The 13,366-nt window shown below is 71.3% G+C and carries 11 protein-coding genes and 2 tRNA genes; 12 read left to right on the forward strand and 1 reads right to left on the reverse strand.

Annotated elements, in window-relative coordinates; translation table 11 throughout:
• Nucleotides 1–28 precede the first annotated feature (28 nt).
• The 8 genes from recF (at nucleotide 29) to RF640_RS00800 (ending at nucleotide 8,173) form a co-directional block, all read left to right on the forward strand.
• Nucleotides 29–1,249, forward strand: coding sequence for a DNA replication/repair protein RecF (gene recF / locus RF640_RS00765; protein WP_017835074.1), 1,221 nt, complete (start codon nucleotides 29–31; stop codon nucleotides 1,247–1,249).
• On the forward strand, nucleotides 1,246–1,911 hold the full coding sequence (locus RF640_RS00770; protein WP_207307499.1) for a DUF721 domain-containing protein: 666 nt from the start codon (nucleotides 1,246–1,248) through the stop codon (nucleotides 1,909–1,911). The genes recF and RF640_RS00770 overlap by 4 nt, the downstream gene beginning before the upstream one ends.
• A gap of 351 nt (nucleotides 1,912–2,262) precedes the next feature.
• Complete coding sequence (gyrB, locus tag RF640_RS00775) at nucleotides 2,263–4,350, forward strand: DNA topoisomerase (ATP-hydrolyzing) subunit B (RefSeq protein WP_017835076.1); 2,088 nt, start codon at nucleotides 2,263–2,265, stop codon at nucleotides 4,348–4,350.
• Nucleotides 4,351–4,440: 90 nt separating this feature from the next.
• Nucleotides 4,441–7,146 carry a DNA gyrase subunit A gene (gyrA, locus tag RF640_RS00780; RefSeq protein WP_017835077.1) on the forward strand — a complete coding sequence of 902 codons (2,706 nt, stop codon included), beginning with the start codon at nucleotides 4,441–4,443 and terminating at the stop codon, nucleotides 7,144–7,146.
• On the forward strand, nucleotides 7,143–7,757 hold the full coding sequence (locus tag RF640_RS00785) for a DUF3566 domain-containing protein (RefSeq protein WP_136341121.1): 615 nt from the start codon (nucleotides 7,143–7,145) through the stop codon (nucleotides 7,755–7,757). The genes gyrA and RF640_RS00785 overlap by 4 nt, the downstream gene beginning before the upstream one ends.
• A gap of 97 nt (nucleotides 7,758–7,854) precedes the next feature.
• A tRNA-Ile gene (locus RF640_RS00790) sits at nucleotides 7,855–7,928 on the forward strand.
• Nucleotides 7,929–7,961: 33 nt separating this feature from the next.
• Complete coding sequence (locus RF640_RS00795; RefSeq protein ID WP_255219369.1) at nucleotides 7,962–8,084, forward strand: hypothetical protein; 123 nt, start codon at nucleotides 7,962–7,964, stop codon at nucleotides 8,082–8,084.
• 13 nt (nucleotides 8,085–8,097) lie between these two features.
• A tRNA-Ala gene (locus tag RF640_RS00800) sits at nucleotides 8,098–8,173 on the forward strand.
• A gap of 143 nt (nucleotides 8,174–8,316) precedes the next feature.
• On the opposite strand, the gene RF640_RS00805 is transcribed toward RF640_RS00800, so the two are convergent.
• Nucleotides 8,317–9,189 carry a hypothetical protein gene (locus tag RF640_RS00805; protein ID WP_136341120.1) on the reverse strand — a complete coding sequence of 291 codons (873 nt, stop codon included), beginning with the start codon at nucleotides 9,187–9,189 and terminating at the stop codon, nucleotides 8,317–8,319.
• A 159-nt stretch (nucleotides 9,190–9,348) separates the two neighbouring features.
• Here RF640_RS00805 and RF640_RS00810 point away from each other — a divergent pair, with 159 nt between their 5' ends.
• The 4 genes from RF640_RS00810 (at nucleotide 9,349) to RF640_RS00825 (ending at nucleotide 13,336) form a co-directional block, all read left to right on the forward strand.
• Nucleotides 9,349–9,894, forward strand: a complete 546-nt coding sequence (locus RF640_RS00810; RefSeq protein ID WP_017835081.1) for a peptidylprolyl isomerase — start codon at nucleotides 9,349–9,351, stop codon at nucleotides 9,892–9,894.
• A 162-nt stretch (nucleotides 9,895–10,056) separates the two neighbouring features.
• Nucleotides 10,057–10,857 (forward strand): rhomboid family intramembrane serine protease, encoded by an 801-nt coding sequence (locus RF640_RS00815; protein ID WP_136341119.1) that lies wholly within the window; start codon nucleotides 10,057–10,059, stop codon nucleotides 10,855–10,857.
• A 341-nt stretch (nucleotides 10,858–11,198) separates the two neighbouring features.
• Nucleotides 11,199–11,891 carry a response regulator transcription factor gene (locus tag RF640_RS00820; protein ID WP_017835083.1) on the forward strand — a complete coding sequence of 231 codons (693 nt, stop codon included), beginning with the start codon at nucleotides 11,199–11,201 and terminating at the stop codon, nucleotides 11,889–11,891.
• Nucleotides 11,888–13,336, forward strand: a complete 1,449-nt coding sequence (locus RF640_RS00825; protein WP_136341118.1) for an ATP-binding protein — start codon at nucleotides 11,888–11,890, stop codon at nucleotides 13,334–13,336. Before RF640_RS00820 ends, RF640_RS00825 begins: the two co-directional genes overlap by 4 nt.
• Nucleotides 13,337–13,366: the final 30 nt, after the last annotated feature.

Here is a 13,366-nt window from a genome sequence, read left to right on the forward strand (position 1 = left end):
CCCGGAACCGGAAGCTGCTGATCCCGGCGTGTTCGTCGACCACCTCTCCCTGCTCGACTACCGGACGTATGCCCATCTGGACATACGTCTCGCTCCCGGGACCACCGTGTTCCTCGGGCCGAACGGCGTGGGCAAGACGAACATCGTCGAGGCCCTCGACTACACGGCGGGCCTGTCCTCGCACCGGGTGTCCTCCGACGGCCCGCTGATCCGCTTCGGCGCCGACCGCGCGATCGTCCGCGTCCGGGTGCGGCGGGGCGGGCAGCAGACCGTCCTGGAGCTCGAGCTCAACGACGGCCGCGCCAACCGGGTGCGCATCAACCGGGCCTCCCCGGTGCGGGCCCGGGACGCACTCGGCATCGTGCGGACCGTCCTGTTCTCGCCGGAGGACCTGGCGCTGGTGAAGGGGGACCCCTCCCACCGGCGGCGCTTCCTCGACGACCTCGCGAAGTCCATGCGCCCCGTCCTCGCGGGCACCCTGGCCGACTACGAGAAGGTGCTCCGGCAGCGCAACGCGCTGCTGAAGTCGGCCCGCCGGAGCGGCCGGTTCACGGACACCCACCGGTCGACCCTGGCGGCGTGGAACGACCAGTTCGCCCGCGCCGGCGCCGGCATCCTGCACGCGCGCCTGCAGCTCATCGACGCCCTGGCGCCCCAGGTGGCGACCGCCTACGGCCAGCTCACGGACGGGACCAAGGAGACGACCCTGCGCTACGTGTCCTCGGTGCTGCCCGAGAGCGCGGCCGGGGACGCCGAGCGGCTGCGCGGGTTCACGCCCGCGGACCTGCACCAGCTGATCCTCGACGCGTGCGAGGCCTCGGAGCAGCGGGAGCTCGAGCGGGGGCTGACCCTCGTGGGCCCGCACCGCGACGAGCTCGAGCTGCTGCTCGGGACGGCGCCGGCCCGGGGCTACGCCTCCCACGGCGAGACCTGGTCCTACGCCCTCGCGCTCCGCCTCGGCTCCTGGTACGTCCACCTGGCGGACGACCCCACGGAGGGCGCCGCGCCGATCCTCGTCCTGGACGACGTGTTCGCGGAGCTCGACGCCCGCCGCCGCAGCCGTCTCGCCGCGATCGTGGCCTCCGCCGAGCAGGTGCTCGTGACCGCCGCGGTCGAGGAGGACCTCCCGGCCGAGCTCGTGGCCGGTCCGCACGACGTGGTGCGGGTGGGTCCCGGCACCGCCGTCCGGGACGACGAGCAGGCGCCCGCCGGGACCGGTCCGGAGCCGGAGGAGGCGTCGTCGTCGTGACCGGGCCGCGGCGCGAGGACGACCCGCTCCCCGCCGGGGAGGCCCAGGAGCCCCCTGTCCCCGAGGCGAACGTCGTGCGGATCGAGGACGAGATCGACGCACCGGCGGCGCTGCTCACCCGGATGCGCCACGCGGCGGAGGCGCGCGGGGACGGGCGGCTCTACGGCGCGGCCGCCCGGCGCAACCTCAAGGGCTTCGGCGCCGCCATGGAGGCGGCCACCGCGTCGGCCGCCGAGCGCCTGGGCCGCCGCGGCAACGACGTCGACCCGCGGGCGCTCGGCGGGTACTCCGGGGCGGGCCGTTCCGCCCGCGACCCCCGGGGGGTCGGCACGGTGCTGGACGGGCTCGTGTCCGGGCGCGGCTGGAAGGCGCCGGTCGCCGTGGGCTCGGTGCTGGCCCGCTGGGACGACCTCGTGGGCCCGGGCATCGCCGGGCACTGCCGGCCGGAGAGCTTCGACGAGACCGTGGTGCGGGTCCGGTGCGACTCCACCGCCTACGCCGCGAACCTGCGCCTCATGGTCCCGCAGCTGCTGCGCATGTTCGACGAGCACCTGGGGGAGGGCATCGTCACCCGGATCGAGATCCTCGGTCCCACGGCCCCGAGCTGGAAGCGCGGCCGCCGCTCCGTGCAGGGCCGGGGGCCCCGCGACACCTACGGCTGAGGCCGGTGGTCCGGACCGCTGAGCGGCCTCGTGGCGCGCTGCGGCCCCCCGGTGGCGTCCTGGGGGTGGCGGAGCGGAGGAAAAGTGGTCCTGAGGCCCTTTCCCGGCCGCTCAGAGGGACCTGTGAGCACCCCGAGCCCACGGTTTTCCGATAGAATCGGTTCCAGACAGCAATCGACGGACCGGGCCCCCACGGCCGATCGCGACCACCTCGCCCGCGGCGCGGGCACCCGGAGTCGTCGACCCGTTCCGACCCCGCACGAGCCGATGAGCCGCCCGAACGTCTCATCGGCGTTCTCTTGTGCCGTCCGGAGCGGGACCGGTGTGCCCAACAGGAGGAGCCAGGAACCCGTGGCAACAGAGGATCCGCAGAAGCGCGAGTACGGTGCCGGTGACATCACCGTCCTGGAAGGTCTCGAGGCCGTCCGGAAGCGACCCGGCATGTACATCGGCTCGACCGGCCCGCGGGGGCTGCACCACCTCGTGTACGAGGTGGTCGACAACTCGGTCGACGAGGCCCTGGCGGGCTACTGCGACCACATCGAGATCACCCTGCAGGCCGACGGCGGCGTCAAGGTCGTGGACAACGGCCGCGGCATCCCCGTGGACATCCACCCGACCGAGGGCCGGCCCACGGTCGAGGTCGTCATGACGATCCTGCACGCGGGCGGCAAGTTCGGCGGCGGCGGCTACGCCGTCTCGGGCGGGCTGCACGGCGTGGGCATCTCCGTGGTCAACGCGCTGTCCCGGCGCGTCGAGACCGAGGTGCGGCGCCAGGGCCACGTCTGGCGGATGGTCTTCGCCGACGGCGGCATGCCCCAGGGCGAGCTCGTCCGGGGTGAGGAGACCTCGGAGACCGGCACCACCCAGGTCTTCTACCCGGACCCCGACATCTTCGAGACCGTCGACTTCGACTTCGAGACGCTGCGGGCCCGCTTCCAGCAGATGGCGTTCCTCAACAAGGGTTTGCGGATCACCCTCACGGACGAGCGGGCGCCGGAGGAGTCCGGCGAGGAGATCGCCGGCTCCGCCTCGGACCGCACCGCCGTCCACGCGGACGCCGAGCCGGTCGAGGGCCGCGACGGCGGCACCGACGTCGCCCGGCTCAACCACGAGGACGAGGACGGCGCCGGCCACCGCCGGGTCGTCTACAAGTACGACCACGGCCTGCTGGACTACGTGACGTTCCTGAACACGTCCAAGAAGGCCGACCTCGTCCACGACGACGTCATCGCGCTCGAGTCCGAGGACACGGAGCGCAAGATGTCCCTCGAGCTCGCCATGCAGTGGACCACGGCCTACACCGAGTCCGTGCACACGTACGCGAACACGATCAACACCCACGAGGGCGGCACCCACGAGGAGGGCTTCCGCTCGGCGATGACGTCCCTCGTGAACCGCTACGCCCGGGAGAACAAGCTGCTCCGGGACAAGGACGAGAACCTCACCGGCGACGACGTCCGCGAGGGCCTCACGGCCGTCATCTCGATCAAGCTCGCCGAGCCCCAGTTCGAGGGCCAGACCAAGACGAAGCTCGGCAACTCCGAGGCGAAGACCTTCGTCCAGCGCGAGGTGAACAACCGGTTCGGCGACTGGCTCGAGCGCAACCCGGCCGCGGCACGGGAGATCATCCGCAAGGCGATCAACGCCTCGCAGGCGCGGCTCGCGGCCCGCAAGGCGCGCGAGACCACCCGGCGCAAGGGCCTGCTCGAGTCGGGCGGGATGCCCGGCAAGCTCAAGGACTGCTCCTCCAAGGACCCCTCCCTGTCCGAGATCTACATCGTGGAGGGTGACTCCGCGGGCGGCTCGGCGGTGCAGGGCCGGGACCCCGCGCACCAGGCGATCCTGCCGCTGCGCGGCAAGATCCTCAACGTGGAGCGCGCGCGGCTGGACCGGGCGCTGTCCAACACCGAGGTGCAGTCGATGATCACCGCGTTCGGCGCCGGCATCGGCGACGACTTCGACATCGAGAAGGCGCGGTACCACAAGATCGTGCTGATGGCCGACGCCGACGTGGACGGACAGCACATCACCACGCTGCTGTTGACCCTGCTGTTCCGGTTCATGCGCCCGCTGATCGAGCACGGCTTCGTCTACCTGGCCCAGCCGCCGCTGTACCGGATCAAGTGGTCCAACGCCCCGCACGACTACGTCTACACGGACGCCGAGCGGGACGAGGCGCTGGCGCGCGGGCTCGCCAACAACCAGCGCATCCCCAAGGACAACGGCATCCAGCGCTACAAGGGCCTCGGCGAGATGGACTACACCGAGCTGTGGGACACCACGATGGACCCCGACCACCGCACCCTGCTGCAGGTGACCATGGAGGACGCGGCCGCCGCCGACCAGATCTTCTCCGTGCTCATGGGCGAGGACGTCGAGTCCCGCCGCGAGTTCATCCAGCAGAACGCCAAGGACATCCGGTTCCTCGACATCTGATCCGCGACATATGTCCCGCTCGGCATGCAATGACCGGGGGCGGGACCTGCGCAGGACCACGAGGACGAGCAGACAGAACGGAAAGACCGCATGAGTGACGAGACCCAGGACGGACCGACCCCGGAGGACGCCGGCCTCGCCGGCGACCTCGAGCACACCCCCGTGCTGACCGACCGCGTGGAGCAGGTGGACCTGCAGACCGAGATGCAGCGGTCCTACCTCGACTACGCGATGGCCGTCATCGTGGGCCGCGCCCTGCCGGACGTCCGGGACGGGCTCAAGCCGGTGCACCGGCGCGTGCTGTACGCGATGTACGACGGCGGCTACCGCCCCGACCGCTCCTTCAACAAGTGCGCCCGCGTGGTGGGCGAGGTCATGGGCCAGTACCACCCGCACGGCGACTCCGCGATCTACGACGCCCTCGTGCGGCTGATCCAGGGCTGGGTGATGCGCTATCCGCTCGCCCTGGGGCAGGGCAACTTCGGCTCCCCGGGCAACGACGGCGCGGCCGCCCCGCGGTACACCGAGACCAAGATGGCGCCCATCGCCATGGAGATGGTCCGGGACATCCACGAGGAGACCGTCGACTTCCAGGACAACTACGACGGCAAGAACCAGGAGCCGTCGGTGCTGCCGTCCCGGTTCCCCAACCTGCTGGTCAACGGCTCGTCCGGCATCGCCGTGGGCATGGCCACCAACATCCCGCCGCACAACCTGCGCGAGGTCGCGGACGGCGTGCAGTGGTACCTCCAGCACCCGGACGTCTCCAACGAGACGCTGCTCGAGGAGCTGCTGCAGCGGATCAAGGGCCCGGACTTCCCGACCGGCGCGCAGATCCTCGGGCACAAGGGCATCGAGGACGCCTACCGCACCGGCCGCGGCTCGATCTCCATGCGCGCCGTGGTCAGCGTCGAGGAGATCCACAACCGCACCTGCCTGGTGGTCACCGAGCTGCCCTACCAGGCGAACCCGGACAACCTCGCGATGAAGATCGCGGACCTCGTCAAGGACGGCCGCATCACCGGCATCGCCGACATCCGGGACGAGACCTCCGGGCGCACCGGGCAGCGGCTGGTGATCGTGCTCAAGCGCGACGCGGTGGCCAAGGTGGTGCTCAACAACCTCTACAAGCACACGCAGCTGCAGGACAACTTCTCCGCCAACATGCTCGCGCTCGTGGACGGGGTGCCCCGCACACTGAGCCTCGACGCGTTCATCCGGCACTGGGTCACCCACCAGATGGACGTCATCGTCCGCCGCACCGAGTACCGCCTGCGGCAGGCCGAGGCGGAGGCCCACATCCTGCGGGGTCTGCTCAAGGCGCTCGACGCCCTCGACGAGGTCATCGCGCTCATCCGCCGCTCCCCGACGGCCGACGACGCCCGCAGCGGGCTCATGGAGCTGCTGCAGATCGACGAGGACCAGGCGCAGGCCATCCTCAACATGCAGCTGCGCCGGCTCGCGGCCCTCGAGCGGCAGAAGATCCAGGACCGGCACGCGGAGCTCGAGCGGCTCATCGCCGAGTACACCGAGATCATCGCCTCGGAGGAGCGCCAGCGCGGCATCATCTCCTCGGAGCTCGACGAGATCGTGGGCCGCTACGGCGACGACCGCCGCTCCGAGATCATGTACGGCTACGACGGCGACATGTCGATGGAGGACCTGATCCCCGAGGAGGAGATGGTCGTGACCATCACCCGCGGCGGATACGTCAAGCGCACGCGCTCCGACCAGTACCGCTCCCAGCGGCGCGGCGGCAAGGGCGTGAAGGGCGCGCAGCTGCGCGGGGACGACGTCGTGGAGCACTTCTTCGTCACCACCACCCACAACTGGATCCTGTTCTTCACGAACCTGGGCCGGGTCTACCGCACCAAGGCGTACGAGCTGCTGGAGGCGGGCCGGGACTCCAAGGGCCAGCACGTGGCGAACCTGATGGCCTTCCAGCCGGGGGAGCGGATCGCCCAGGTCATGGAGCTGCGCTCGTACAGCGACGCCCCGTACCTGGTGCTCGCCACCCGCAGGGGCCTGATCAAGAAGTCCCGGCTGATGGACTACGACACCAACCGCACGGCCGGGGTGATCGCGATCAACCTGCGCGACGACGACGAGCTCGTCTCGGCCCAGCTGGCGTCCGCGCAGGACGACCTGCTCCTGGTCTCCCGCAACGGGATGTCCCTGCGCTTCACCGCGAGCGACGAGGTGCTGCGGCCCATGGGGCGGGCGACCTCCGGGGTCACCGGCATGAAGTTCCGGGACGGCGACGAGCTGCTCTCCGCCAACGTGGTCACCGACGACGCCTACGTCTTCGTGGTCACCGAGGGCGGCTACGCCAAGCGCACCAAGGTGGAGGAGTACCGGGTGCAGGGCCGCGGCGGCATCGGCATCAAGGTGGCCAAGCTCGCGGAGCAGCGCGGCCGGCTGGTCGGCGGGATCATCGTGGGCGAGGAGGACGAGGTCCTCGTGGTCATGGAGTCCGGCAAGGTCGTGCGCACCGGCGCCTCCGAGGTCCCGGCCAAGGGCCGCGACACGATGGGCGTGATCTTCGCGAAGCCCGCCCAGGGCGACACGATCACCGGGGTGGCCCGCAACGCCGACCGGGAGATCGCCGAGGAGGTCGACGCCGAGGCCGTGGCCGAGGTCGACGTCCAGCTCGACGAGACGATGGAGACGGCCGACGTCCTGGACACGGGCGAGGCAGACGGAGAGGCCGACGAGCTCGGTCCGGTCCCCGGTTCCGGGGACACGACGGACGATGAAGTAGCGTTGGACCCGAACAACAACGGAGGTAACGCATGAGCTCGAGTTCCGGCTCCAACACCGCCGGCCGGTCCGGACGCTCCCCGCTGGCGTCCGCACCCCGCCCCGGGAACGGGTCGCCGTCCGGGACGGCGAGGCCCTCGACGAGCGCCCGGACCGCGCCGAAGCCGGCGAAGTCGGGCTCGGGTCCCGCGAAGCCGAGCGCCACCCGGTCCGGCTCCGGCCCGGCGAAGAGCGCCCGGCCCGCGAGCTCGACGAAGGGCCTGGTCCGCCCGGCCCCGCGGCCGCGGGTGCGCCGGGCGCGGCTCGTGGTCTCGAAGGTGGACACCTGGTCGGTGCTCAAGCTCGCGTTCCTGCTGTCGGTCGCGCTGGGGATCATCACCGTGGTCGCCGCGGTCGTGCTGTGGATCGTCCTGGACCTCACGGGCCTGTTCGACGGGATCAACGAGCTGCTCGGGATGCTGGGCGGCGCGGGCGGGGCCCTGAACATCAAGGACTTCCTGTCCTTGGGGCAGATCGCGATCTTCGCGACCATCGTGTCCGTGGTCAACGTCATCCTGCTGACCGCCCTGTCGGTGCTCGCCGCCCTGCTGTACAACATCGCGGCGGCCCTCGTGGGCGGGATCGGGCTCACCCTCACGGACGACTGATCCGGCGCGGTTCCGGGGAGTCCGGCCCGGCCGGGGCGATTTGGCACGGGTCGGCAACTCCGGTATCGTTTCTTCTCGGTCCGCAAGGGCCGTGAGAGGGCGTATAGCTCAGACGGTTAGAGCGCTTCGCTGATAACGAAGAGGTCCCAGGTTCAATTCCTGGTACGCCCACGGTTTCCCTTTTCCGCAGCTCAGGAGGCAGGCGTGAACAGGAAGATGGCTGCGGCTCTCGCCCTGGTCGGCGCGTCGGTCGCGGTGCTCACCAAGCTGCGGGAGGCCGACGCCGACAGGAATGCCTGGGCGGACGCCACCGACGAGGTGGAGTAGCCCGGTACACCGCGGGGACGTGGCGCAATTGGTAGCGCATCTGCTTTGCAAGCAGAGGGTTAGGGGTTCGAGTCCCCTCGTCTCCACCACATCGGATCCCGATCGAGCAGACGCTCGGTCGGGATCTTCTCGTTCCCGGCCGCATCCCCGGGCGCATCACCGCGCGCCGCCGCAACGGCAGAGGCCCCCGCTCCCTGCCGGGAGCGGGGGCCTCTGCCCGAACGGGCGGGGGTCAGGCCTCGTTCTCGTCCTTCTTGCCCTGGATCTGCTCCTTGACCTCGTGGATCGTGGTCTTGGCGTCCTCGCCGACGGTCTTGGCGCTGTCCCTGACCTCGGCGGCGGCCTCCGAGACACCACCGGACTGACCGGCCGGGGTGGTCGCGTCCTTGACGTCGTCGACCTGCACACCGGTGCCGGCGGCCACGGTGGACTGCTGGGCCACCGGGGAGGCGGTCACGCGCGGGGACGTGGCCGCCGGGGTCTTCCAGGGGTCCTCGACCGGGCGCGAGGCCTTCCAGGCGGCCACGCCGGCCGCACCGCCGGCCACGAGCAGGCCCAGCAGCAGGAGACCCTTGTGGGACTTCTCGGCCTTCTTCTGCTGCCTGGCGTAGTCCTTGGCGACCTTCGAGGCGGCCTTCTTCGCGTTGGCCACGGCCTTCTTGTCACCGGTCAGCTTCGCGACGATCGCCTCGAGCTGCTCGGGGGTGTCCGCGTCGGCGAACTTGCCCGCGAGCAGGGCGGCGGCACCGGCGTACTTCGCCTGCATCGCGGCGCGGCTCTCGGAGGCCCGGTCCGCGGCCTTCGCGGCCACGGGGCCGGCGGTCTTCGCGGCCTTGGCCGCGACCGGGGCGGTCACCGCGGCGGCCTTCAGCTTGGCGGAGCCGGAGAGGTCGTGGGCGCGGCCCAGACCCTCCTGGACCTTGGGGCCGGCGGTCGCGACGCCACCGGCGAGGGCCGCGGCGCCCGCCTCGACGCTGTGCTGGAGCCGGGGCGCGAGGTCGCCGATCTCCTTGGACGCCCACTTGCCGGCGTCCAGGACCTTGCTCTCCGCGGCCTTCTGCGCCGCGACGGCCTTCTTCTCGCTCTTGGTCTTCTTGAAGCTCATGAATCCATCCCTCCTCGGGTCGTGACAATCCACTGTCAGCATACGGGCAGAGCCGTCGGGGCAGGAGGGTGCGCCGCGCAATCCCGGGCCTTTTCACTGTGCGCTGAACCCCGCTGCCCCACCGGGAAGGGCCTCCGGGGACCGTGCAAGAATGGGCGCATGACTTCTGCCATCCCCACCGCCAAGGCGACCATCCACACGAACCACGGCGACATCGTCGTGAACCTGTTCGGCAACCACGCCCCGAAGACCGTCAAGAACTTCATCGGCCTCTCGGACGGCACCCAGGAGTGGAGCGACCCGCGCACCGGTGAGAAGCAGACCGGTCCCCTCTACAAGGACGTGGTCTTCCACCGCATCATCAAGGACTTCATGATCCAGGGCGGGGACCCCCTGGGCCAGGGCATCGGCGGACCGGGCTACGAGTTCGACGACGAGATCCACCCCGAGCTCGACTTCAACGAGCCCTACATCCTGGCGATGGCCAACGCCGGCAAGCGCAACGGCAAGGGCACCAACGGGTCCCAGTTCTTCATCACCACCGCCCCGACCACCTGGCTGCAGGGCAAGCACACCATCTTCGGCGAGGTGGCCGACGACGCGTCGCGGAAGGTCGTGGACGAGCTGAACAGCGTCCGCACCGGCGGCATGGACCGTCCGGTCGAGGACTGCGTGGTCACCTCGATCGACATCGAGCAGCTCTAGATCCGAGCAGTCTCCCCGTCCCGGCACCGCCGGGACGGGGACCAGCGGCGCAGGCCCGTCCGGAGCGATCCGGACGGGCCTGCGCCGTTGCCGTCCCGTCCGCCCCAGTCCATCCCGTCCAGCGAACCGGGCCCGCGGAGAAGCGGCCCAGGAGGAGTCCCAGTGAGCGGCGAGCGACCGCAGTACGGCGCGTCCACCGGGGGAGACGTCCCGGTGTGCCCGCGCCACCCCGACCGTCCGGCGTACGTGCGGTGCCAGCGGTGCGGCCGGCCGACGTGCCCGGAGTGCCAGCGCACGGCCGCGGTGGGCGTCCACTGCGTCGACTGCGTGCAGGAGGCGACGCGCTCGCGCCCCGCCGTCCGCACGAGCCTCGGCGGCCGCGCGGCCCAGGGCTCCCCGATGCTCGTCACCTGGTGGCTCGTCGGCGTCAACGCGGTGGTCTACGCGCTGCAGTGGCTCGGGCAGGCGGCGGGCGTGAGCCTGCTGCAGATGTTCGCCTACGCCCCCGTGACCACGACCTCCGAGCCGTGGCGGATGCTCACGAGCGGTTTCCTGCACTCGATGTCCAGTCCGCTGCACCTGATCCTGAACATGTACATGCTCTACCTGTTCGGGCGGATGCTCGAGCCGGCGCTGGGTCGCGGCCGGTTCCTGCTGCTGTTCCTGCTCTCCGTCCTGGGCGGATCCGTGGGCGTCCTGCTCCTGTCGCACCCGCTCAGCCTCGTGGTCGGCGCGTCCGGGGGCGTCTTCGGCCTGTTCGGCGCCCTGTTCGTGCTGCAGCGCCACCTGGGGCAGTCCATCACGCCCATCGCGGTGCTGATCGGCGTGAACGTCGTCTTCGGCTTCCTCTTCCCCGGCATCGCCTGGCAGGCGCACCTCGGCGGACTCGTCACGGGAGCCATCGTCGCCTTCGGCTACACGGCCGCCAGCCGCCGGCGCCGGGGTGCCGGCGGCCGCCGGTGACGCCGGCCGCAGCCCGTCCCCGAGCACTCGCGCGCCGGCGGACGACCGTGTTCTCCACAGGGGTTGTCCCCACCTGTCGACAAGTTACACCGGTGGAATTCCACACCTGTGAGCAACGGTGTGGACAGGGCCGGGGCGGCTTCCACAGCTGTTAATAACGCTGTGGAGAGCGAGCTGTGCACACAGTTCTCCACACCTGTGGACAACGTTGTGCACCGGTTGGGGAGAAGGGGCACGACCGTGCCGGCCGGGATGCCGTCCTCATCGGATCCTCAGGCGGCGTGCGGAAGACTGGAGGGGTGCGGATCCCGCCGCGCCCACGGAGGAGAACGGGAGGACACGTGCGCGTGCTGCTGGTGGAGGACGAGGTGGACCTCGCGGAGTCGCTGCGCCGCGGGCTCACGAACGAGGGCTTCGTCGTCGACGTCGCCCACGACGGCATCACCGGGGGGTGGCTGGCCGGCGAGAACCCCTACGACGTCGTGGTCCTGGACCTGATGCTGCCCGGCAGGAACGGCTACGCGGTGCTCGAGGGGCTGCGCGCCGCCGAGAACTGGGTCCCCGTCCTGATGCTCACCGCCAAGGACGGCGAGTACGACCAGACCGACGCCTTCGACCTCGGCGCCGACGACTACCTCACCAAGCCCTTCAGCTTCCTCGTGCTCGTGGCGCGGCTGCGCGCCCTCATCCGCCGGGGGGCGCCCGAGCGGCCCGTGGTGCTCACGGTCGGGTCCCTGCAGCTCGACCCCGTCCGCCGGACCGTGACCCGCCGGGGGACGGCGCTCGAGCTCACCGCGAAGGAGTACGTCATCCTCCAGTACCTGATGCAGAACGCGGAGAAGGTCGTCTCGAAGCTGGAGATCATGGACAACGCGTGGGACGCCGGCTTCGAGGGCTCCGAGAACATCGTCGAGGTCTACGTGGGCTATCTCCGGAAGAAGATCGACGCGCCCTTCGGCCTCTCCACCCTGCAGACGGTCCGCGGCATGGGCTACCGGCTGGTCCCGGACGAGCCCGGGGCGCCGGCGTCGTGACCTCCGCCAGGAGGGGGCTCCTCGACCGGTGGGGGGTGCGGGAGCGCAGCACCGCCGCCGCGGCGCTGCTCATCCTCCTGGTGATGGCCGTGGCCGGAGCCGTGCTGCTCGAGGTCCTCAGCCGCGCGGCCGTGGGGGCCGCCCACGACCAGGCCGTGGCCCGGCAGACGGAGATCCTCCAGGACCTGGGGCTCCCGTGGGGCCCGCGCAGCGCCGGGGGCGCGGCGGGGGAGACGGCCGTGTTCACGCAGGCCGGGCTCGGCGAGCTGATGCTGCGGCTCGGCCGCCCGGGGGTCATCGTGCAGCTCCAGGACGCCGACGGACAGGTGGTGGCCGCGTCCCCCGCCAGCGCGCTGGGCACGGACCTGTCCGTGCCGGTCCTGGAGCCGGGGCGGTCCTTCGACTCCGCGGCGACCGGGGACGGGCTCGCGCTCAGGACCGACGACCACGTGTATGTCGCTCACGGCATGTACATCAACGGGGTGCCCCTGACCCTCACCGTGGCCGTGCCCATGGCGCTGCAGCAGGGCACCCTCCAGACCGTGTCCCTGTTCCTGCTGGTCGGCGGGCCGGTGCTGGCGCTGCTCGGCGCCGCGCTCATGTGGTTCCTGGTCGGCCGCTCCCTGGCCCCGGTGCGCCGCATCACCGGACAGCTCCGGCGCATCGGCACGGCCCGCCTGGGGGAACGGGTCGACGTGCCCCCCACCCGGGACGAGATCGCGGCGCTCGCCGAGACCATGAACGGGATGCTGGACCGGCTGCAGACCTCCGACCGGGCACAGCGGCGGTTCGTGGCGGACGCCTCCCACGAGCTCCGCAGCCCGCTCGCCACCCTCACCACCACGATCGAGGTGGCCGCCTCCGACCCGTCCGGGGCGACGTGGCCCGAGGTCGCCCCCGTCCTGAGGTCCCAGTCCCGCCGCATGGGCCAGCTCGTGGAGGACCTCCTGACCCTCGCCAAGGTCGACGACGCCGGGCTGCGGCTGCGCACCGCGGACACCGACCTGGACGAGGTGGTCCGGGAGGAGATCGCCCGGATGCGGCCGGCCTCGCGGCACGAGGTGCGCGTGCACGTGGACCCCGTGCGGGTCCGCGGGGACGCCAGCCGGCTCCAGCAGGTGGTCCGCAACCTGCTCTCCAACGCGGAGCGGCACGCGGACACCTGGATCGCCGTCTCCCTGGTGGCCGAGGGGGACGAGGCGGTCGTGACCGTGGTCAACGACGGCGACCGCATCGCGCCGGAGGACCGGGAACGGGTCTTCGAGCGGTTCGTGCGGCTCGACGACTCCCGGACCCGGGACACGGGCGGATCCGGGCTGGGCCTGGCCATCAGTCGGGAGATCGTCGCGGCCCACGGGGGGACGATCGGCGCGGGCGAGGACCCGGAGGGCCGGTGCCGCTTCCAGGTGCGTCTCCCGCGGGAGGGCGGGGACGGCGAGGGCTGAGCACCTCGCGTTCACCTCCCGTTGGCGGCA

It is taken from the genome of Kocuria sp. CPCC 205231, from assembly GCF_040980965.1.
In the GTDB taxonomy this organism is placed as follows: domain Bacteria; phylum Actinomycetota; class Actinomycetes; order Actinomycetales; family Micrococcaceae; genus Kocuria; species Kocuria rosea.

Excerpts from the sequence above, each read along its gene's own strand:
- RF640_RS00810 (WP_017835081.1), top strand. The coding sequence starts at position 9,349 with ATGACTTCTGCCATCCCCACCGCCAAGGCGACCATCCACACGAACCAC.
- RF640_RS00805 (WP_136341120.1), bottom strand. The coding sequence starts at position 9,189 with ATGAGCTTCAAGAAGACCAAGAGCGAGAAGAAGGCCGTCGCGGCGCAG.
- RF640_RS00785 (WP_136341121.1), top strand. The coding sequence starts at position 7,143 with ATGAGCTCGAGTTCCGGCTCCAACACCGCCGGCCGGTCCGGACGCTCC.
- gyrA (WP_017835077.1), top strand. The coding sequence starts at position 4,441 with ATGAGTGACGAGACCCAGGACGGACCGACCCCGGAGGACGCCGGCCTC.